At 54.4% G+C, this 21,676-nt stretch carries 19 protein-coding genes and 1 tRNA gene; 3 read left to right on the top strand and 17 right to left on the bottom strand.

The features are described 5' to 3' along the window. The 3 genes from Q0O33_RS04025 to Q0O33_RS04015 are packed head-to-tail and all read right to left on the bottom strand — an operon-like array spanning nt 1 to nt 1,007. Nucleotides 1-285 carry a VirB3 family type IV secretion system protein gene (locus Q0O33_RS04025; RefSeq protein ID WP_295496378.1) on the bottom strand — a complete coding sequence of 95 codons (285 nt, stop codon included), beginning with the start codon at nt 283-285 and terminating at the stop codon, nt 1-3. 3 nt (nt 286-288) lie between these two features. Next, nucleotides 289-609: a TrbC/VirB2 family protein gene (locus Q0O33_RS04020; RefSeq protein ID WP_295496375.1), complete on the bottom strand. Its 321-nt coding sequence runs from the start codon at nt 607-609 to the stop codon at nt 289-291. Between the two features lie 5 nt (nt 610-614). Then, nucleotides 615-1,007 carry a lytic transglycosylase domain-containing protein gene (locus Q0O33_RS04015; protein WP_295496372.1) on the bottom strand — a complete coding sequence of 131 codons (393 nt, stop codon included), beginning with the start codon at nt 1,005-1,007 and terminating at the stop codon, nt 615-617. A 429-nt stretch (nt 1,008-1,436) separates the two neighbouring features. Here Q0O33_RS04015 and Q0O33_RS04010 point away from each other — a divergent pair, with 429 nt between their 5' ends. Further along, nucleotides 1,437-3,266: a DUF1800 domain-containing protein gene (locus tag Q0O33_RS04010; protein ID WP_295496370.1), complete on the top strand. Its 1,830-nt coding sequence runs from the start codon at nt 1,437-1,439 to the stop codon at nt 3,264-3,266. Between the two features lie 10 nt (nt 3,267-3,276). Next, the gene (locus tag Q0O33_RS04005; RefSeq protein ID WP_295496368.1) at nt 3,277-4,710 is read left to right on the top strand and encodes a DUF1501 domain-containing protein; all 1,434 of its coding nucleotides are present in this window, start codon (nt 3,277-3,279) and stop codon (nt 4,708-4,710) included. Nucleotides 4,711-4,988: 278 nt separating this feature from the next. Here the strand turns inward: Q0O33_RS04005 and Q0O33_RS04000 are convergent, their stop codons facing one another. The 9 genes from Q0O33_RS04000 to Q0O33_RS03960 all read right to left on the bottom strand — a co-directional run bounded on the left by Q0O33_RS04000 (nt 4,989) and on the right by Q0O33_RS03960 (nt 14,732). Beyond that, nucleotides 4,989-5,879: a hypothetical protein gene (locus Q0O33_RS04000; RefSeq protein ID WP_295496365.1), complete on the bottom strand. Its 891-nt coding sequence runs from the start codon at nt 5,877-5,879 to the stop codon at nt 4,989-4,991. A gap of 63 nt (nt 5,880-5,942) precedes the next feature. Next, nucleotides 5,943-6,923 (bottom strand): M14 family metallopeptidase, encoded by a 981-nt coding sequence (locus tag Q0O33_RS03995; protein WP_295496363.1) that lies wholly within the window; start codon nt 6,921-6,923, stop codon nt 5,943-5,945. 214 nt (nt 6,924-7,137) lie between these two features. Beyond that, the gene (locus tag Q0O33_RS03990; RefSeq protein ID WP_295496360.1) at nt 7,138-10,188 is read right to left on the bottom strand and encodes a TonB-dependent receptor; all 3,051 of its coding nucleotides are present in this window, start codon (nt 10,186-10,188) and stop codon (nt 7,138-7,140) included. Nucleotides 10,189-10,210: 22 nt separating this feature from the next. Beyond that, nucleotides 10,211-11,155 (bottom strand): alpha/beta hydrolase, encoded by a 945-nt coding sequence (locus Q0O33_RS03985; RefSeq protein WP_295496358.1) that lies wholly within the window; start codon nt 11,153-11,155, stop codon nt 10,211-10,213. After that, nucleotides 11,152-12,537: a dicarboxylate/amino acid:cation symporter gene (locus Q0O33_RS03980; protein ID WP_295496354.1), complete on the bottom strand. Its 1,386-nt coding sequence runs from the start codon at nt 12,535-12,537 to the stop codon at nt 11,152-11,154. Before Q0O33_RS03980 ends, Q0O33_RS03985 begins: the two co-directional genes overlap by 4 nt. 526 nt (nt 12,538-13,063) lie before the next feature. Next, nucleotides 13,064-13,140, bottom strand: a tRNA-Arg gene (locus Q0O33_RS03975). A gap of 35 nt (nt 13,141-13,175) precedes the next feature. Next, nucleotides 13,176-13,664 carry a DUF1178 family protein gene (locus Q0O33_RS03970; RefSeq protein ID WP_295496351.1) on the bottom strand — a complete coding sequence of 163 codons (489 nt, stop codon included), beginning with the start codon at nt 13,662-13,664 and terminating at the stop codon, nt 13,176-13,178. Further along, nucleotides 13,661-13,933, bottom strand: coding sequence for a glutaredoxin 3 (grxC, locus tag Q0O33_RS03965; RefSeq protein ID WP_295496348.1), 273 nt, complete (start codon nt 13,931-13,933; stop codon nt 13,661-13,663). Before grxC ends, Q0O33_RS03970 begins: the two co-directional genes overlap by 4 nt. 31 nt (nt 13,934-13,964) lie before the next feature. Continuing rightward, nucleotides 13,965-14,732 carry a ComF family protein gene (locus Q0O33_RS03960; protein ID WP_295496345.1) on the bottom strand — a complete coding sequence of 256 codons (768 nt, stop codon included), beginning with the start codon at nt 14,730-14,732 and terminating at the stop codon, nt 13,965-13,967. A gap of 43 nt (nt 14,733-14,775) precedes the next feature. Here Q0O33_RS03960 and Q0O33_RS03955 point away from each other — a divergent pair, with 43 nt between their 5' ends. Further along, the gene (locus Q0O33_RS03955) at nt 14,776-15,636 is read left to right on the top strand and encodes a methyltransferase domain-containing protein (RefSeq protein WP_295496342.1); all 861 of its coding nucleotides are present in this window, start codon (nt 14,776-14,778) and stop codon (nt 15,634-15,636) included. Here the strand turns inward: Q0O33_RS03955 and Q0O33_RS03950 are convergent. The 5 genes from Q0O33_RS03950 to Q0O33_RS03930 all read right to left on the bottom strand — a co-directional run bounded on the left by Q0O33_RS03950 (nt 15,633) and on the right by Q0O33_RS03930 (nt 21,406). Beyond that, on the bottom strand, nt 15,633-16,040 hold the full coding sequence (locus tag Q0O33_RS03950; protein ID WP_295496340.1) for a (deoxy)nucleoside triphosphate pyrophosphohydrolase: 408 nt from the start codon (nt 16,038-16,040) through the stop codon (nt 15,633-15,635). The genes Q0O33_RS03955 and Q0O33_RS03950 overlap by 4 nt on opposite strands. 90 nt (nt 16,041-16,130) lie before the next feature. After that, nucleotides 16,131-17,630 (bottom strand): M48 family metalloprotease, encoded by a 1,500-nt coding sequence (locus Q0O33_RS03945; protein WP_295496338.1) that lies wholly within the window; start codon nt 17,628-17,630, stop codon nt 16,131-16,133. Nucleotides 17,631-17,726: 96 nt separating this feature from the next. Beyond that, nucleotides 17,727-18,671 (bottom strand): acetyl-CoA carboxylase carboxyltransferase subunit alpha, encoded by a 945-nt coding sequence (locus Q0O33_RS03940; protein ID WP_295496335.1) that lies wholly within the window; start codon nt 18,669-18,671, stop codon nt 17,727-17,729. 17 nt (nt 18,672-18,688) lie between these two features. Beyond that, nucleotides 18,689-19,594 (bottom strand): tyrosine recombinase, encoded by a 906-nt coding sequence (locus Q0O33_RS03935; RefSeq protein WP_295496333.1) that lies wholly within the window; start codon nt 19,592-19,594, stop codon nt 18,689-18,691. Between the two features lie 30 nt (nt 19,595-19,624). Further along, entirely contained in the window at nt 19,625-21,406 is a 1,782-nt protein-coding gene (locus tag Q0O33_RS03930; protein WP_295496330.1) for a hypothetical protein, read from the bottom strand. Nucleotides 21,407-21,676: the final 270 nt, after the last annotated feature.

Here is a 21,676-nt window from a genome sequence, read left to right as displayed (position 1 = left end):
TTAAGGCCGGTAACTGTTGCAGCGCCAAAGATCATATGTGCGCGTACGGCCGCAACGGCTTACTTTCGTAATCCAGAGGTCGAAAATCCGGGGCTCGCGCAAACACGCCATATAGCCAATAGCATGGATGATGGCGGCTGCCGGGATCGCCCAAAATGAACGCGTGATCAAGAAAATCTCGGTAGTAACGACCAGATTGATGACAAAATAGCTATAGGTAACGCCAGCAAACATCTGCGGCTGTGTTAATGCCCGGAATATCGGCGTGCGGTTCAGCGGGGTCATAGCCTAACCGCCAACTGCGGCGATACGAATACCTGAGACAATCGCTGTGGCGCCAAAGAGAATGAAACAGCCAATGATGACGGTGGCACCAAAGCGCCAGTTCATGCGTCCCGTCAGCATCATCAGGCCCACAACGGCAACGGCGATTACGGCTGCCGTCGTTGCGACATTGCCAAGCAGCGTGCCCTGTATCCAGCCTAGCGCATTGACGATTGGCCCTGAACCCTGCGGATCGACATTAGCGACCTGCGCCATCGCCGTTTTGGGTAGAGCAAAGGCCAACGCAGCTAAGGTGAAAAAACGGGAGAATGTATATGTCATCATGAACCTCAATATCCTGGGCGATACGTCGACGTTGCCGATAGACGTTGCATTATTTGGCGGACGTAATCTTGTGTTTCGCGGTACGGCGGGATGCCGCCATATTTTATAACTGCACCGGGTCCGGCATTGTATGCAGCCAAAGCAAGCGGCACGTTATTGCCAAAACGTTCAAGCTGCTGACGCAGATAAGCTGTCCCACCGACCACATTCTGTTCCACATCATGTGGGTTACGGACACCCAATTGCCGCGCAGTCCCGGGCATAAGTTGCATCACACCTATCGCCCCTGCCGTGGAGCGCGCGTGCGGATTATATCGTGACTCTTGCCAAGCAACGGCATCGACCAGGTTGCGGTCAACGCCGAAGCGCGTTGCCGTGGCGTGAATATGCTGCCGCACGGCATTTTGTGATTGGGAAGAGATAGATGCGGGCTCTGCTTTGGGACCATATCGATCGCCGACATCCGGCGACGCGTCCGACCGCCATGCCGGCTTAGATATTTCGACGAGATTGCCATTTTGCCTACGTTCGAAAACGTTTGCGTGCGCACCCGAGCACAATCCCGCGAGAAGAAAAACTGCACAAAACGAGGGGGTGAAGCGCCTGTTGATCATATTCTGAGACTAAATCACGCTTGGTACCATAGCGCTGACTAATCTCCTACCCCACCCATCGCAACAAAAAAATTAATTGTTTGGAATTGGAAAAGGTATAAACAAGTGTAACCATACGTAAGCGTTACATGATTACACTGGTGTGACAACGGCGTTGGGAACCACGGTCTTTCCAACACTTGGAATGGCCTTTCTGGTTGGGGGGAAAGTGTAATGACGCAAGCTGAATGCGCGGCTCTTGAGGGGCCAACAAAATTTGACGTCTCCGATGACGCTTTCGCTGCGTCGCAGGAAATTATCCGGGAAAAATCGCCCGCCATTTTTGCTATTCCCGCTGCATCATTGGCCCTAGCCGCATGTGGTGGCGGAGGCGCTGACGGGAATTCAAATACCTCTATTTTTGGACCAACGGTGCAAGTCGCTAAGCCCACGACAGATGGCGAAGCAGTCCGTTTCATTTTGAAGGCCAGTCTTGCGGCGACTGAAACCGAAATCGCGGATATCCGATCTGTAGGATATGTGGCCTGGCTCGATAAGCAGATGGACATTCCGATTAGCCAGACGGGTGTCGCATGGCTTTCATCGCGCGGTTATGATCAAGTCACCACCGAAGAATTTTACAACAATAGCGTGTTCGCCGATTATATGGTCTGGAACCAGTTGATCACCAGCCCCGACCCCGTGCGTAAAAGATTGGCGTACGCGCTTTCCCAGTTTTTTGTCGTATCCACCAACGGCATCGAAATCACATGGCGGTCGAATGCTATGGCGGCTTACTGGGACGTTCTCAACCGCCATGCTCTGGGTAATTTCCGTCAGTTACTGGAAGATGTAACACTCAACCCCGCAATGGGCGTTTACCTGAGCACACTCGATAACAAGAAAGAAGATACGCGGACTGGTCGCGTACCCGACGAAAATTATGCGCGTGAAGTCATGCAGCTTTTCACCATTGGTTTGAATGAGCTGAATAATGACGGCACCAAAAAACTCGGAACCACTGGTCAGCCCATCGAAACATATACTAGTTCCGATGTGTCGAACCTCGCGCGCGTATTTACCGGTTATAGTTACGACTATTCGAATTTGGTCAGAACACCTTCTGTCCGTGTGCCATCAACATTGGTAGCGCCGTTAGAATCTGTAATCAGGCCAATGACAAGCGACCCGACCAGATGGTCAAGGCCGCAGACCAGCAGCGAACATTCCATGTTGGAAAAAACATTTCTGGGCACAACTATTCCGGCCAACACTGATGCCCCAACATCCATGAAACTGGCGCTGGACGCACTTTTTAACCATCCCAATGTTGGCCCTTTCTTTTCAAAACAAATGATCCAGCGTTTGGTGACCAGTAACCCTAGCGCTGGTTATGTTGATCGTGTTGCCAAGATATTTAACAATAATGGTTCTGGCGTTCGTGGCGATTTGCGCGCGGTTTTCAAGGCCATTTTGCTGGATGATGAAGCCACAAATGCGGCTGGGTTGACGTCGCCGACCTTTGGTAAAGTACGCGAGCCCGTGCTGCGTTTTACGCAATGGGCCCGAAATTTCGGTGCCACATCGCGATCAGGTAATTGGATCATCGCAAATCTGTCCAATCCTGCCACCAGTCTTGGGCAAAGCCCTTTGCGTGCGCCGTCCGTATTCAATTTTTACCGTCCGGGTTACGTCCCTGCGAACACGGCCATTGCTACGAACGCGCTTGTCGCACCTGAATTCCAAATCGTTACCGAAGTCAGTGTTGCCGGCTACATCAACTTCATGGCTTCAGCCATCGGATCAGTCAACGGCCTGAACAATGACGTTAAAGCCAATTATACGCGTGAGTTAGCTATCGTTTCCGACACTGCGGCCTTACTTAACAGGCTGTCCTTGTTGTTGTCCGGAAACCAGCTCACCGACACCACCAAAGCTACTATCAAGGCCGCGCTTGACGCGACGACCGTCACGGACATCAGTGCGGTGGCAGACAAGGAACGACGCGTGTATCTGGCGACACTTCTTGTGTTTGCTTCCCCCGATTATCTCGTCCAAAAATAGGGAGCGTATCGTGCACATTAGCAAAATGGAAGATTTGTCACGGCGCGCTTTCCTTCGCCGTTCTAAACAATTGGCCGTGGCTGGGACAGCAGGGTCTTGGGCCATGGGTCTTGCTGGCATGGGGGAGGCTGCCGCTTTCAGCGCAGGCAATGATTATCGCGCATTGGTCTGCGTTTTTCTAAACGGTGGCAATGACCATAACAGTACATTGATACCCTATGACTCGGCAAATTACGACCTTTATAGCGCCATTCGCGGTGGCGGCCCTGGCCAAACTGCAGGAGGCATTACCTTAGCACGTTCGTCTCTCGCGGCAACTGCCCTCACACCCGCTAATGGCCAAGTGCTGACCAATAATGTGCAATATGCGCTCGCCCCGCAAATGACCCGCATGAAAGCTTTGTTTGATGCAGGTAAAATTGCACCATTGCTAAATGTTGGTCCACTTATTGCGCCATTAACTTTGGCCCAATATCAAAGCAGCAATTGGGTCGCAAACCCCCGGCCTGCGAAATTGTTTTCGCATAATGACCAACAATCTACATGGCAGTCGTCTAAGCCCGAAGGTTCCACAGACGGCTGGGGTGGCCGCATGGGGGACCTAGCCTTGTCCAGCAACACAAATTCATTGTTCACGTGCATTTCGGCGGCGGGCAATACCGTGTTTTTGGCTGGGAAAGACGCGTTTACCTATCAAATCTCGACAGCGGGGGCGACTTCTATCAGTGGTCTCAAGAGCCCCTTATTCGGCTCTACGGCGGGCAGCAACGCCCTTCGCACGTTGTTGACGCAGTCGAGCAACAATATGTTTGAAGCTGAATATAATAGGGTAACACGCCGCTCCATTGATGCAGAAACTGTTGTCAATGCGGCGCTCCAACCGACATCGCTTGCCACGTCATTCCGGCCAGTGTCCGGTACCAACACTTTAGCTGACCAGCTTCAAATTGTTGCGCGGTTGATCGCTGCTCGCCAAGCGCTAGGCGTAAAGCGCCAAGTGTTTATGGTAAACTTGGGCGGCTTTGACCATCACGACAATTTGATTGTGGGGCATGCAACGCTGATGGACCGTGTCGACTTCGCAATGGACGCTTTTTATCGCGCTACCGTGGAATTGGGTGTCGCTGACAAAGTGACCACATTCACAGCCTCCGATTTTGGCCGCACGCTGCAGTCGAATGGTGATGGTTCCGACCATGGCTGGGGCGCACATCACTTCATCATGGGTGGCGCGGTTAACGGCGGCCGCTATTACGGCGTCGCTCCACAAATCTCCGTTAGAAGTCCAGACCAAGTCGGCGTTGGCCGTTTGCTCCCAACAATCTCAGTGGATCAATATGCCGCAACACTGGCCACTTGGTTCGGCGTTGCACCTAGCGAATTACCCAGCATCTCACCCAACATTGGCCGGTTTAACGGCGCTAATTTGGGTTTCATGCAATAACTGCCATAGCCGCCCTAGAGTTATCCCACGTGCTTGCTGGACGTTGATAGCGTCTGACATGCAATGGCCTGTATACATTGTTGACCTACATAGAGATTTTTGCCAATCGGCCATATCGACCTTCGTTTTGACGGATGGCAGTTCGGCGTAGCGTTGTGTATTGATATACGCCAAAGGTTTGGATTAGTCCGCTTTTTCTCATCTATCAGAAAAACCAGTCAGTCAGCTTCCGGCCCAATTGTAGCCGTTCTGCTTTGTGCCCAATAACAGTATTGGCCTTAACGGTTACTTCCAGTTGTGGCTAACAGGTGAGGAATGGCAAACGGAGCCATCCGACCATTGTCGTGCCCGACCCCAGGTGCATAGGCGATCTTCCAGCTGATCAGCGAGGCCTCGCCTGCCTCCTTCCTTGCAGCGGTCAGAAAACCGTGCCCCCTGTCAAAACGCGTCCGCCCCTGTTTGTCAGCCTGCTCATTGATGCGCAGGTTAGGATCGTTACGATCAATATCTTCAGTTCCCAGCAAGATGGTTAGCGGTCGCTGAAACGCCGCCGCGGGCGAAACCAGTCCTGCCACATCGCCGCCCCAGCCATAAGGAAAAGCACCATTATCAGGCATCGTGTACCATCCAGAATTGGCGGCAACTGCGACTTCCATTCGGGGCGCATCGGCAAAGGCTACATAGCGATGAACGAACTGCCCACCTGCAGAATGACCATAGAGCGCATAACCCCGTTGGTTACCAGACACACGACAAACTATGTGGTCGAACAACGGCTCGATTGCGGAGAATGACCATTTTTCTTTAGGTGATTTTCGGCCTTTCTCATCGACTATGTTGCCGAGATTGTAAGAGCCTGTAGTGGGAAAATCTGTTCTGCCAAAAGTCGGCGCAACGACTATAAGATTGTGCTTTTCGGCCAGATCGCGCCATTCGTCTCTATATCGGTCGCCGTCACGTTGCACGCCATGCATGACAAAAACAATCCTGCTATCGGCCCCAGCTATTCTCGGCTTGTGCACGAAGACAGGCAGTTTAGGACCTGCCCAGCCAGAGAAAACAATCTGCGACGATCCGTCAGCAAGCGGTACGCACTCTTTGGCAATTGCCGACGTTGGTGCAAAAAACGCCCAGGGACAAGCTAGGATCGCTGCGAGGCGATGGGTCATTGGAACGCGCATTCAAAATCCCCAGATTGAGCTGAGTATCTCACCTGCGCACATGCCCTTGCTTCACTCTTTAGGCGACATATCCAGAGATGGTATCAAATTTTGAGCCAACGCCTCCGCTGCAGCGCGAACTGCTGCAGGGTCTGAATCATCTCCGACCTCGTAGGTATATGCCGGAATACCATATGTCGCGCTGAACCAATTCTTTGTCGTACCCGAACCGGGATTGGCATCGCGTGGCTCAATCTTAAATGGATATCCCGCAAAGGCGCTCTCCTTACCCACGAGCCATGCAGTTAGAAACGCCTTGCCTTGCGCATTAGCTTCGTCACCCTGCACATAGAAGAGGTTGCGGTTAGTGGAGTGAAAATCGAGCATTAAAGCCGGCCTTACTTGTGCCGGTAGCGAAGCCAGCCAATCATTGACCGCGCGCGTTTCCGGCTGCTTGAAAATACCCCAATCGCGGTTGAGGTCAGTCCCGCCTAGATTACCTCGCCAGTGCCCCCGGGCTACGCCATCGGGATTGAGTAAAGGGACAATCAGAAACTGAAATTCTTTTCCGTTTATGGAGCCGTTACGGACCAGATCTGCAATCTTAAGCACAAAGGCGTCCATCGCGAACGCACCCGTCACTTCAGGTGGATGTTGCCTGCCCAACATAAGCACAAGGCGCGGCGCATCAGCAGAACCCAGACGAACGGCCTCAATAGGGCGTCTATCGTGTGATTGGCCAATCACAATCCGGCTGCCGCCCCCATTTTTCGTAAGCTGTGCAAGCAAATTGTCGTAATGAACACTTGTCAAAAGCGGCTGGCCACTGACAACACCTTCGCCCGGCGGCAGTGTAATTGACACCGAACTGGCGTCTTTGGCAACCACAACGGAAAGCGCCGAAGGGTCACCACGTCCTCGCCATTTTGGTGCATAACGGTGGCGTGCGCCAAGGTAGCGCACGTGAACCGTTAGATTGCCGCCTTCCTCCGCGCTGTAGCGAAAGGCATACCATGGGCTTGGGTTAATTGGTGGTAGGTGTTCGGGTGTCACTAAAATTGATAGCGTCCGTTCACTCTCCACATAACAGACAGAGCGGGACGCGCCCTCAAAATCAAATTTAACGCTAGCTTTCGCTGTATTGCAACCAGACAGTGTAGGTTTGGAAACAGATGAAGCTGGGGTGGCGGGTGGCTGCGCATGTGCAACCGACCCGATCCCTATCCACGCGGCGAGCGATAACCAAGTTCCTGCCCGCCGCATCGCATTAAAATTTCTTGCGAAGTTCGACGTGAAAGACACGCCCGCGCGCTGTGTACAACTCGCTGTAGAAACCATAAGTCTCGTCTGCGAGCGGCGGGTCCTTGTCGAACAGGTTGTTAACAGCAAATCTCAAACGCGTTCCGCTCAGCGCGGTATCGTTATCAATCGTATAAGAAACCGATAGGTTCGTAAGGAATTGGTCTTTCACTCTGTAGAAATTAGCATTTGGATCGTCGGATACCAAAAGAATATCGCGTACGACGCTGGTGTCCCAAATCTTGCCCGTATATTGACCGAACAGGCCAATTTCTAAAGGACCGCTCTCCCAATTTACGGATCCACTTGCCCGCCATTTGGGACGGCCATCAATCTCGAGCAATTCGCCCAATCCGCCAACAGTAACGTCGGCCGGTAGTTTGCCAGCAGCAATTCCGGCAAGCAGTTCTTCGCCGTCAACGCCAGCAGACTGAACAAAGCTTTTCAATCTTGCGGCATTCAGGCGGAGACGGAACTGCCCGATCCCAAAATCTGGCACTTTGTAATTCATGCCAATGTCCCAACCCTTTGACACGCGGCTGTCGAGGTTCAGATAAGGATCAAGGACCTGCACAATCTTACCTGCTGGGGTGAGGCCAGTGCCGGTGAACAGCGCAATGTCATCCGCAGTTGGCGCAGCGCGAATGACGTTCGGATTAGTGCTGCCACCAAGACGACGCAGAAGGTCAAGCGCAATCGCGTTGTCGTCACCAAATGTGCCAACCAACGCGGTCTGCTTAACCTGCCAATAGTCTGCAGTCAGCGTCAGCCCCGGCATAAACTTTGGTTCCAATACGATTCCAAGGTTGATGCTCTCGCTATCTTCCGGCTTGAGGCTACGCGCCCCCGAACGGAAGCTAATCACACCGGCCCCTGGGCAGGCGTCTAGACTCGATAAGAGGCCTTTGCGGACCTGTGCCTGGCAAACCACGAAATCGTCACGGGTATTGGACCGGGTCGTGCCGTCGTCGTTGACTTGCACCAGATTAGGCGCGCGGAAGCCTTGCGACCAAGCGCCGCGGAAAGTTACGCCGGGGATAGTGGTCCATGACGCGGCAACGCGCGGAACCACGGCAGTTGCATCAATGTCTTCAAAGCGCTCAATCCGTCCAGCCATCTGAACGTTGAAGTCCTCAACCAGCGGGATATTCATGTCGCTGCTGACCACTGGAACGAATATTTCCGCAAAAGCAGAATAGACGGTGCGCGTTCCATCGGTGTCTGGCGACGGGCTGGTACCTGCGACGTCGCTGCCGTTGAATACGCCTGTTACGCTATCGGTGAACGTTATTGTCCCGTCCAGCCGTGCATCGCGATCATCATAAAAGGTTTCGCGTCGCCATTCGACGCCCGTCGCGACGCCAAGATTTCCAGCGGGCAACGCGATTAGGTCATCGCGGCTGATCTTGAAATCGGCAAGCGCCAAGCTGGTGCCGCCTACGCGAGACACATTAATGCGGAACGTGTCGATAACCGATGCTGGGTTCGGGGTACAATCGCCTTGGCCTGGATCTTCGATGCAGCCACCGTTGAAGGGATTATAGGCATCAGACGTGGTCCGATTAATCGATTGCTGCATGGCGGTAAGAGAAACGCGGTTGGTTTCGAGATCGGTGACCTTTGACTCAGAATAGACAAAGCCAGTGTCGAACTCCCAAGCGCCGAAATTGCCGCGGAGACCACCAACAAGCCGGTATGCGTCCTTGTCAACAAGCACAGCACGGTTGCCAGCATCGACAAAGCGATACCGTTCCATAATGACATCAGCACCAGTACTTGGGATAGTTGTGCCAGGTAGGCGGTTGGGATTGGCAACGCCGCCGGCCAATGTTGTTGGGCCAAATGGGTTCCAATAGGCGGTGCGCGCAATGCCCACGGGTACCGCGCTAAGAATAGCGGATGCATCATTAAGGCGCTTATTTTCAGAGCGATAATAGCTGCCTTCAAAATATGCTTCCACACTGTCGCTCAGTTCATAGTTAAACAATGCCATCGCGTTGTAGCGGTCCTTGCCACTGATAAGCGTGTTGCCGAATATGGTGTTATAACGCACCGCAGTCGTTGGTGTTTCTCCGTTACGCGCACAGATGCCGTTGCGGAAATCCATACGGCAGCCTGTGAACGAGCTTGGCTGCAGATAGAAATCGTCGTCGTTTATCGGCGTTCGGCTATTGGGTGATGTCTGAATATCGAATTGCCCGAACGGCCCGAACGTGTTGCGGTTGTTGAACGAGGCTTCCCCTTCGAAATCGGTTCCCAACAGCAATCGCGTGCGATCATCGTCGCGCGAATAATCCCGTTTTTGCGCACCAAGACCATTTTCATGAAAATGGCCGCCATACATGGTCAAATTACCGCGCCCGCCGCCAAAATCAAAACCGAGCCCTCCGGAGATGGAATAGCTGTAAAGGCTGGTGCCGTCAGAAGCACGCCAGTCGGTCTCCAAGAAACCGCCCTTCATATTACCCTTGAGCACGGTGTTTATGACGCCTGCGACTGCGTCGGCCCCGTAAATTGCGGAAGCGCCGTCGCGCAAAACTTCGATCCGACGTACGCTGCCAGGTGCAATTTCGTTAGTGTCAGGGCTGACAACGGGTACTAGTAACTCTGTTTGAAAGCCGGGATGCAAGTTCATCCGGCGGCCGTTCATCAGCAACAAGGTATTGCCCGTTCCCAGGTCACGCAGGTTCACCGAACCAACGTCACCACGCACATTGTTTTGCGTAGTTGCGTTTTGCTCATTGAAGGCAACGGTTCCGGCCTGCGGAATGGAGCGGAACAACTCGTCACCTGACGACGCACCTGTATTCTCAATCTGCTGTTCATCGAGCACAGTTACCGGCAGGACATCATTAATCTGCGCGCCTTGAATTTGTGAACCGGTAACGACGATTGTCGCCTCCGTTTCCTCGGTAGACTGGACCGCCGGAGTGCTTGCATCTTGTGCGTGCGCCATAGTCGCCGTCATTAGCCCTGTCGTGCTGAGCAACGCCAGCTTTCGGAACAATCTGGATGCCATCTTCATTCTCCCTATTTGTTTTCTAACTTTTTAGCGAATTAAACCATTTGATAAACATTGCCGGCCACTGGCTCAACACCTGATTGGGCAGGCCTAGGCCCCAGCCATGGCCACCGTCCCGAAACAAATGCAGCTCTGCCGAAGCGCCCGCGGCATTGAGTTTTTCAAAAAGCATGATGCCATGCCCAGGCGGCGCGGTCTTGTCATCGGCAGATGCAAAGATGATTGTCGGCGGAGCGTCGGCGCTAGCATAAGTGTCAAGGGACCAAGCAATTTCCGCCTCTGTAGAGGGGTTCTCACCTACAATCTCTCGACGGGTGCGCGTCGTATCATAAGGTCGGCGCAGTGATACCACAGGGAACAGCAACGCTGCAAAATCGGGCCTTGCGCTTACTTTTTCGTACGTGTCGGACCCAGTGTAAAGCTGACGTTCGGGCTGATATGCCGTAAACCCAGCAAGGTGACCACCGGCCGAGAAACCCATGATGCCGATCTGTTTTGGATCTAGGCCGAATTCCGTAGCTTTAGTGCGAATGATACGCATCGCCCGCTGCGCGTCCATGAAAGGTGCCGAGGCTTCCCAGCCATCGTTTGGTAGGCGATAAAGAAGCTCGAATACCGTGAAGCCGCGTTCCTGCAACCATTGTGCGATGGGCGTGCTTTCTTTCCACAGCTGGATCCTGAAATAACCTCCTCCGCCGCATACCAATACAGCCGCTCCGTTCGGCTTTGCGGGCCGATACACGCGCATGCGCGGGGTTGAGATGTTTGATAGCGCGCCAAAACCAGCACCTGTTCCGCCCAGCTTCTCAGGGCCAGTTGTCCCGCCCTTGCCGGGCGGCTGGCCTGGCCATAAGGGAATTTCCTCCCACGCATTAGCTAATGCAGGCGCAGCCGTGCTAAATTGCACAGCAACTATCGCGGTCAGCACAGCGAGGTTTTGCAGCAATGTCCGCCGCGCGATCAAGTCGCTTCACCCAACGTTTCTGCGAGCGCTTCGCTGCGCGGCCCGCTGCGTTCGTGTCGTTCAATATCTTCTTCCGGTAAAGGTATCGGTTTTCCTGCCATCGCTGCGGCCAGACGTTCTGTGTCCAGCGCGCCTTCCCAACGTGCAACAACAATTGTGGCGACAGCGTTGCCGATGAAGTTGGTAAGTGCCCGGCATTCGCTCATGAATCGGTCAATGCCAAGAATGAGCGCCATGCCTGCGACAGGCACCGAGGGTACGACTGACAGCGTTGTTGCAAGGATCACAAATCCTGCACCTGTAACACCAGCAGCGCCTTTTGAACTTATCATTGCAACCAAAACCAAAGCCAATTGTTCTGACATGGAAAGATCTATGCCTACGGCTTGGGCGATAAACAAAGCGGCCAACGTCATATATATATTGGTGCCATCGAGATTGAATGAATAGCCGGTAGGTACAACCAAGCCCACTACCGACTTCCGTGCGCCAGCAATTTCCATCTTCTCCATCAAGCTGGGAAGTGCAGCTTCGGAAGACGACGTGCCAAGCACCAGCAAGAGTTCTTCACGCAAATAACGGATCATTTTAAAAATGGAGAACCCGGTGAAAAATGCAACGGCGCCAAGTACGATGACCACGAACAGCAGCGAGGTAACATAGAAAGTAGCCACTAGAGCTGCGAGGTTAGCAAGCGAGGCGATACCGAATTCGCCAATCGTGAACGCGATCGCTCCAAACGCCCCGATTGGGGCCAATTTCATCAACATGTGAACGAGCTTGAAAATCACCACATTGAACGAGGCAAGGACGTCGAGCACCAAATCGCTATGGGGGCGCGTGGCAGACAGCGCGAGCCCGGTCAGTATAGCGACAAGCAGCACCTGCAATATATTGCCACTGGTCATGGCGCTGAATAAAGTCTCTGGAATTATGTTAAGCACAAAGCCAGCAATCGTCTGCCCCTCTGATGTTTTGGCATAATCTGCTATTTTGCTGGCATCGAGCGAGGCGGGATCAATATTTAGGCCAGCACCGGGCTGTACGATATTGCCGACCATAAGACCGATAATCAGTGCAAGCGTCGAGAAGAAAAAGAAATATGCGAATGCCTTCCCAGCTACGCTGCCAACAGCCGACAGATCGCGCATACCCGAAATTCCGGTTGCGACGGTGAGAAAAATGACCGGCGGAATGATCATTTTGACCAATTTGATGAAGCCATCACCCAGCGGCTTTAAGGCAGAACCGATATCGGGATAGAGATACCCTAACAAAGCACCCAGGAAGATGGCGACCAGCACTTGCACATATAGCTGCCGCCAAAGAGGCAACTTTGATGGCGTATCAGTTTTAACGGCTGTCGGCGTAGTAGCCCGCATATTTGCTGTCTTTCGTCGCCAGCTTCATTTGTGGCCTACGAAGTAAAATAACGAGAAGGATGACGCAAGGTCAATTTACGTGTCATCGCAAAGATCCTAATCCGCATTCGGTTCTTCGAGGACGGCAAGCTTAGAAGTCTCTTTTTTTGATCGGCTGAGCGCCGTCCGGTTAATGATGGCTCCGCTGACAAATCCGCAAGACAAAATTACGGCGCTGTCGCGTCATTTCCTTAGCCGATACGAAACTGAACTCAAATTGTCGCATCACGTGATATCCGACTATGTTTGGCAATTGCTGCGACAGCACAGTTGTCTGGGTCAACAATGATTCAAGATCCAGTCGAAGTTCAGGTTCTTGGACGGATAAACAATTTGCGGTATATGAAGTTTCGTGCGGCGTTCTCGCACTCAAATAAGATAAGCCGAACACGCAACGCAGCGTCGGCTGGTGATTATTATGTGATTACTAGAAATTAAATCCCACCGCAATTTACGCTACCAGCGGCCCATAAATCATTGAAATATATGGTGCACCCAACTGGATTCGAACCAGTGGCCCCCAGATTAGGAATCTGATGCTCTATCCTGCTGAGCTATGGGTGCAGCGACTCTGGTCATAGCTGTGCGCAATCGGACGGTCAATTTTTTGCCGAGGGCGGGATAACCGGAAAAAGCAAAGGCGCAATGCCCACGCCTTCTTCGACCAAAGCCTTTGCCTCGTCCCTGCTGGTTTCGCCGTGGATCAGCCGATCGGGTTCTTCGCCATAATGAATGGCGCGCGCGGTTTCGGCGAAATTTCCGCCCACCCATTGCGACTTATCCAGCATTTCGGATTGCGCATGGGCCAATTTTTGCAAGAGCTCCGCCACGGCTGGGGGCAAAACTTCGGGCGCCTGAGCATCCGCTTTCAGTTCGGCTCCGGCAGAGGCGACTAAAGGCAAACTCACGGCCCCTTGGTTACCCTTGCGCGGTACATTTGGCACTGACAGCGCCTTTTGAATCCTGCCGTCATTACAGGTTGGGCAAATGAGCAGACCGTTGGATTTCTGCGCATCAAAATCAGCAGAGGACGCGAACCAGCCTTCGAACTGGTGTCCGTTGCTACAGTTCAGGTCAAATGTGATCATTGCGCGCCGCCAACTCCCAGCAAGCTATCCAGGTTACCCTGATTGTCGAGCGCGCGCAAATCATCGGACCCACCAATCGCGACATCATTGATAAAAATTTGCGGCACAGTTTGGGCGCCCGGCGCACGTGCGACCATCTCAGCACGCTTTGCCGCGTCCATGGTTACATCATATTCACTATATGTGACGCCCTTGCTGTCCAAAAGATGCTTGGCCCGCACACAATAAGGGCAGGCGAATTTGGTGTAGATTTCAACATTTGAGGTCATGAGACAGAAATGGTGCTCCCAATCCTGCAAGTCAAGCGTCGAACAATATCGCCGCTTCCGCTTGCGCCTCACTGCCACGCAAAGCCCGCGCCCAACAGAATATCTGCACCCATTCTGCGCCGCCACGTTTCAGCACCGCAACGCAACCGTCGCTAGTTGCGCCCGTGGTCAGCACGTCGTCGATCAGGATGATATTTCGCCCTTTCAATGTGCCCTTATATATAGGGTGGACGGCAAAGGCGCTGGCCACGGCTTTGCGGCGACGTTTGGGGTCCAAACCGCGCATGCTGGGCGTGCGCTTATGCCGGACCAATATGTCGGGCACAAAGGCGATGCCGGTTAAGTCTGCGAGTTGCTTTCCGATCAACGCCGATTGGTTGAAGCTGCGCGACCATATCCGTGTCCAATGCAGCGGCACGGGCGTGATGATCAGTTGGTCTTTCTCCTCCGGCACATGGCGCAACAATTGCTGCGCAATGACGCGCGCTAAACCAATTTTGCCGCCATATTTCAGCCGAAGCCCCACCTGCGCCGATAGGTCATCATATTTTACCGCAGCACGGATACCATCATGTCGCGGCGGGTTTGCTATGCAGGCGGCGCAATACGCGTCCGCACCACGGTCAAATTCAAAAGGGGCAGCGCACCCCCGACACCAAGGCGGCCCCAGAAATTCCAATTTTTGCCAGCTGAACACGCAAAATGGCCCGCCCGCTGCGGTAATGATACCGCAACAGGGGCAGCGCTCAGGCAATACCCAATTCAACATGCTGTGGAAAATGTGGCTTCCCTTTGCCATATCGCACTTGTCGGACAAAGATTGGGTCTGCACAAGGGCGCAAATGAGCAATGATCTGAATCCACCGGAAATTTTTGACCGCCGCCGCCGCCATGCTTTGCGTGCGCGGGCCGCGGGGCGTTCTGGGGATGATTTCCTGTGGCACCATATCGCGCAAGATATAACCGAGCGGCTATCGGCGGTGACGCGCACGTTCGAACATGCCCTGATCATTGGCCCCATCGGACGATGGCACGCGGAAATCTTGCCGCCAAATGTCCCCTGCACGCTTGCCTCGCTCCGCAATGTTGCGGCAGAGGGTGACGCGCCCGTTGCGTTGGAAGAGGACCGCCTGCCCTTCACGCCGGGCAACTTTGATCTCGTGATTTCGGCAGGAACGCTCGATAGCGTCAACGACTTGCCCGGTGCGCTTATTCAAATCCGTCGCCTGTTGCGGCCCGATGGGCTGTTTCTTGGCCATATGTTTGGCGCTGGCACCTTAAGTGCGCTAAAGGCAATGTTGCTAGAGGCGGATGCCGACCGTGTGGCGCCGCATATCCATCCGCAGATTGACTTGCGCAGCGCCGCAGACCTCATCGTGCGTGCTGGTTTCACTTTGCCTGTTGCGGATCAAGACATCTCGTCTGTGCGTTATGGGAACTGGCGCTCCATCGTATCCGACATAAGAGACGCCGGTATTGGCAATGTGCTGGCCGGACCGCGCAGCTATCTTGGCAAAGACATGCCCGCGCGCCTCGACCAAGCCTTTGCCGCTCGTGCAGATGCCCAGGGCAAGGTTACCGAAGGCTTTGCGCATATCTATTTAAGCGGATGGGCACCGTCCGAAAACCAGCCTCGTCCTGCCAAAAGGGGAAGCGGGCAAGTTTCGCTTGCGGACATATTGTCTAAGGATCAAGCGGGCTAAAGCCCCTGCAGCTTGCGGACCAAGGGATAATCGGCGGGCGGCATAGGCAAATCCGCCATGTCTTGCGGCAAAGTCCATTGGATCTCGGACGCATAGATCGCGCTGGGCGCTCCCAACCATGTGGTGCAACGATAGAGTAAAAGCACCAGAATTCGGTCGCCCAATGGTTCGCTGGCGAAGGTTTCGGGCACCAAATCCTGCGCGGCGACGATTATCCCAAGCTCCTCTGCAAGCTCACGTACCAAAGCGGCTTCTGGCGATTCGCCAATATCCACTTTGCCGCCCGGAAATTCCCATAAACCGGCCATTTGAGCGCCCATAGGACGCTTTTGCAGAAGGATTTCTCCTTTGTCATTGGTCAACGCAGCAGCAACCACGAACAATATTGTCGGACTATTTTCCATATTCTCATCACATCGCACGGTTTTGTCAGGCTGTGTGAGATTTCGACGCGCCTCGCAACCAAGGAATGTGGTGCAACACCCCTTTTACGCTCAATAGGTCACGATCTTCAGCTTTTGCCCAGCGCGAATAGTGACACTGGGTGACAGTCCGTTCAGTGCCCGAAAGCGTTCGGTCTGCAAAGATGTATATGCCATGCGCGCCGCAAGCGACGCGACATTATCTTGTGGCCCTGCGGTAATAACACGCAACTTACGTGGTTTTACGGCAGCAGCTTGCGCGGTGGTCAGGCGCGACATGCTGTAAAACATGCGATCAAATGGGTTGGCGTTGCTCGCCGTGATTGTCACAAAATGATAGGCAGTTCCCGGTGCCCATTCATACGCGAACACTGAAACAACACGCTGCCCCTGCTGGGTATTGAGCACCGCATTGGTGTAAAAAGCAGGGATGTCATTCACCATCGTTCGCCGGATCTCTCCCGCTGGAATGGTTGCCTTGTCGCCCGACACCGCCTTTAAGGCTTTGGCGATATAGCTGCTACGATTGCCATCAAATGCGCCGCCCGTGAATATGGCTTTCCCGCTATTGCCGTTAATCGCGACGGAATCGCTGCTGTTTTGCATGCCAAAGCCACTGGGCGCGGTGAATTGCATCTTCAGTTCGGGGTGTAGGAAATTCTGCCCCTCGACTATCCCTTGCGCGGGCTCATCACCATACAGCATGCCGTCAATGGCCGCCAAATGGGCGTCCGCATTGCGCAGTGTGCTGGCGGGATATGCTTTCGACCGCGTCGCTGCGCGCGAAACGCGACTGGCAGGGTCGGGGTGCGTGCTGGCCCACTCCGGAACCCGATTATCACCCAATCCGGCCACCTGCATGTCCACGCTGGTTTGTAACGCCAAGGAATTGAGCATCGATGCCAGTGCGCTTGGGTCATATCCGGCTTTGCTGAGATAGCGGATACCGTAATCATCGGCTTCCTCTTCTTGCGTACGCGAGTATTTTAGCGTGAAGACTTGCGCCAACGGACCTGCATATTGCTGTAATCCGCCGCCCAGCGCGCCCAATAGCCCGCCCGAATTGCCGAGCACCGCCCCCAATACACTGCCGCCCATCCCCAAAATGCCCGCAAGCCTCGCACTATTTTTGCGCTTTTCACTATGACGTGCTGCGGTGTGCCCGACCTCATGCCCCAGAACGCCCGCCATTTCGGCTTCATTATTTGTCAAGGCGACCAACTGGCGGGTGATGTAGATATAGCCGCCGGGCAACGCGAATGCGTTGTTCACCGACGAATTGAGCAATGTCACGTTGAAATCGCTTTGCGCGTTTCCAAGTCCCGACTGCATGGCAATATTCTTACCAACGCGCACAACATAGGCCGTTTGCGGACTTTGCATAGGTCCGCCAAATTCTTTGAGAATTTCTGTATGATATTTGGCGCCCTCATTCTTTTCTTGGGCGGTGAAGGGTTTGGGGACCGCTGGGCCTGCTGCTCGCGACTGTGCGTCGACGGGAACATGGCCGCCGATGACGCCCAGTCCCAAAATTGCGGCACTGGCAAAAAGACACATTTTCGGAAAACGCATCAATATCCTCCCCAAATACAGGCAACGCAGCTTGGGACGCGCCCTTTCAATGCCTCACACCATAACGGCCATAAGGGAGTTTATACTCGAAAAAGTTCAGGCCCCCATGGACAAGAATTTTGCGCGCCGTTGTTGCAATAATTCTTTCGATGAAAAACCGGACAACGCGTCCAACTCCTCGTATATCGCGGACGCAAGCGCTGCTGCCGCGATGCCATGGTCGCGGTGCGCGCCACCGACGGGTTCTGGAACAATACGGTCAATGATCCGCAATGCTTTCAGGTCATCCGCCGTCATCTTCATGGCTTGCGCGGCGTCCGCTGCCTTGTCACCGGTGCGCCACAAAATTGAGGCGCAACCTTCCGGCGAAATCACCGAATAGACGGCATATTGAAACATCAATATGCGGTCGGCTGCGGCTAGTGCAACGGCGCCACCTGAACCGCCCTCACCCACTATGCAGGCAATCATCGGCACGCCCAGCGACAGGCATTTCTCGGTAGAACGGGCAATCGCCTCTGCCTGCCCGCGTTCTTCCGCCTGAATGCCCGGAAACGCGCCCGACGTATCGACCAAACTCACCACCGGGATGCCAAACCGATCGGCGAGTTCCATCAAGCGAATGGCTTTGCGATAGCCCTCGGGCTTACCCATCCCGAAATTGTGACGCAGGCGGCTTTGCGTATCATCGCCTTTTTCATGCCCGATAACCATCACGCGGCGGCCATTCAAGCGGCCAAGACCGCCGATAATCGCTTGGTCGTCACCAAAGGCGCGGTCCCCTGCCAAGGGCATGAAGCCTTCAAACATCGCTTCGATATAATGTTTGAAATGGGGCCGTTCCGGGTGCCGAGCGACCTGCGTTTTCTGCCATGCCGTCAGATTGGCATAGGTATCCTTCAACTGCTTGTCCGCCTTGGCGCGCAATTTGGCGATTTCGGCGCCCGCATCAACGTCGCTATCACGCGCAGCATCTTGCAATTCAAGGATGCGCGCTTCGAGCGCGGCAACCGGCTTTTCAAAATCAAGATATACCATCATGACTGTCGGTTAGAGCCTCACGTGCTACGGGTCAATGTACGCGTTGCTAATGGGTGCCGCCGATTAACCAGATCAACGAGCTTGCTGCTGTCGACATGCGTGTAAATCTGCGTCGTCGCGATGTCTGCATGCCCCAGCATGGACTGCAAAGCCCGCAGATTAGCGCCGCCCGCCAAAAGATGCGTGGCAAAGGCATGTCGCAGGACATGGGGGCTGACCTTTGCCGGATCCAGCCCCGAAGACGCAGCAAGGTCCTTAATGATCTGGAACAAGCGAATACGACTGATATGCCCCCCGCGCGACGGAAAGAGAAACCGCGACTTTTCCGGAACAAAGTCCAACCACGCAACTGCCGCTTGGCGCGCACGGTTGGAAATGGGGATTAATCGTTCCTTGTCGCCTTTGCCTTTTACGATGATGAACGGTCTATCCGACACAACCGCATTTCGCGGTAGAACGACCAATTCGGTGGCCCGCAGCCCCGAACCATATAGCAACTCGATAAGCGCCGACAGCCGGTAATCATTTGCGATGGGATGCGCCTGCGCAAGCTTTGCTGCAATCACAGCAAACAAGGTGTCGACTTCGTCTATATCGAGAATTTTGGGCAAGGGCCGCATTTGCGCTGGCTTCGGCAGGGCTGCTGACGGGTTGTCCGCGCGAAAGCCCTCCTCATGCAGAAAGGCAAAAAAACGCCGTAATGCCGATGCCTTACGCGCAACAGAGCTGTTGGCTAGGTCGCGCCATTGGCGGGCCAGTTCCACGAGCGCGTCAGGCGCAGCCACAGCCAGTTGACCATGCAAAAGGCTGGATGCTGACATCAAGTCGCTTTGGTAGGCCAATAGCGTATTCTTGGCGACACCTTGCTCTGCTGCCAACATTTCCAGAAAACGCGCAATCAGATCACGATCGGGTAAGCTCATTTTTGGCTGACGATCGTCATTGCCATATCGTTAGGCAAAAGTGACAGCTTCAGCGGCAATCATCCGGGCTTCGGCCTCCAAACCGACCTGACGCAAGGAACGGACGATATAGTAAAGATGATTGGCGGGCACAGCCGACCATGACGGCGCCTGCAGCGCCGCAACCGCCATCAACGCAACCGTGCCCTGCTCGCCACGTCCAGCGGCGGCGGTAATCGCCTTTGACCATGCGGTTTGACGGGAAATATTGACTTTAAGGTCGCTTGCAAAGTCCGCGCGCGCGTCCGTTTCAATACGGCCAAGCCCCGACAAGCCGGCCAGCAAAAGCCGCGATTTATGTCCGTCGGTACTGTCATCATTGCCGAAAAAATCGTCTAGGCTGCCATAATCAGCGGCCGTTACCCGTCCCGGCGTCGCCAGTGTTACCAGCGCCCAACCCAGCGATCCATCCGCCACAATGTCCATCCATCGCGCTGCGGAGCGGTCAAGACCAGCCGTCAGCATGGAAGCAATCAGCCGGTCAGCCTCTTCCCGATGATCAGTATCTGGCACGATCAGCGCAGCCGCCCGCGCCGTCATCACCAATGAAGCGTGATAGTCTGCGCCTGCGGCCGCCGTGGTCCATAAAGACGTCATAGCCGCAACCTTGGCATCTTCACCTGAGGCGGTGTAAGCGTCACCGAGGCTTTCGGCCTGTAACCGCGCGGCGTCGGGAGCATCAGGATCATCAAGGAGCTGCGCATAGAGATCCACCATGTTCCGGTTCGACAATATACCCAGCGCTGCAGCATTGGATGCATATTTGACCCGGATCGTCGGCGAAAACATTGGCAACTGCACCCGCCAACCGTCGACCTGACGCCCCGTGTCGGCAAATAGGCTTTCTGGGGGTTCAAGACCCACAGCAGCGGAAAGACCGAAGCGCCAAGGGTTCATGCCCTCCACATTTTCCCATTCGATTTTCACCGAACGCCGCCCGTTCATGCCGGCCCCAACCGCTTTTTCAGCCAAGAGATAATCGACGCCACGCACCCAGCCCTGATAGCGGCCCTGATTGATAAATGCCGTCGCGCTGCCTTGCTCACCCGCCAAAGACGCGCAGATGGCGCGCGTCATTTTCCAGCGGCCGTTGTTGACCAGGCGCACACCGCTTTCGGTGATTGGGCACATGCCCGCTAAATCGCCATTGGCCAAATAGGCCTGCATCGCGACCTCGTGGAGGCGCTTTGTGTAATCTGCGCCATCCACTTGCTGCACAAGATTGCGCGCCACGACAGAGTCACCCATCCGCAGCAACAACCACGCGCGCTCCGCTGTCCAATCCGCGCCATTAACACCGTTTGGCGTGTTGGTGCGGCTAGCGAGTAAGCGCCGCGCCATGATCGTGCCCCAACGTGAGGCAATCGGTCCCGATGTCCGTTTGAGCATCTGGCTGAGGAAAGCCCCATCCAGCGAACCAAAAGAGTTGGCCGGAAACCCACCTGACGATTGGGGCAATATCCCGACCGCGCCCAACGACTGCCGCGCGGCAGGCGGCATATCAAAACGGATGACCAATTCGGGATCTTCTTCCTCTTCGCCTTCTTCTGTCGCAGCTGCCTCCTCGGTCGCAGCGGAAGGGCTCGAAGAGCTAATGGATCCGGGCACATTAGGCGCGGTCCTGCCCGGTACAGGCGTCTGCGGGGGCGCAGGGTCCCCAAAGCCCTCAGGCAACAAAGATTCAGGTCCCTGCTGCCCGAGCGCAGGCAAAGAAAATACCAGAACCAGAGCACTGGCAACCAAAAGGCCGCTTTTTGAAATCTTGTCAGTCAATGATGCGAACCTGTTTCCATATCTGCGAACAGCAATGCGGCATGCCTTATTATCATCCGTTGCCATTGCCGCAACCCTCAGCAGTCAATAGCAAGCCTATGCCCCTTGCGGCAACCGACAGAAACCGCAAAAATGGTATTTCATGCAACCATGCGGCTTTTCTCCACTCATTATGCTGTAATTACTACAAAAATCCGCAAAGTGGCAAACTGCTTTCGGCGGACGCCAAGGCGATATATAGGCGATGTCGTCATGGCTGAAGTTCACGAA

Origin of the sequence: Sphingorhabdus sp. EL138, from assembly GCF_945862485.1 — a bacterium.
In the GTDB taxonomy this organism is placed as follows: Bacteria; Pseudomonadota; Alphaproteobacteria; order Sphingomonadales; family Sphingomonadaceae; genus Sphingorhabdus_B.
The sequence above is the reverse complement of the archived record's forward strand: the minus strand, read 5'-3'. Positions and strand labels throughout refer to the sequence as shown.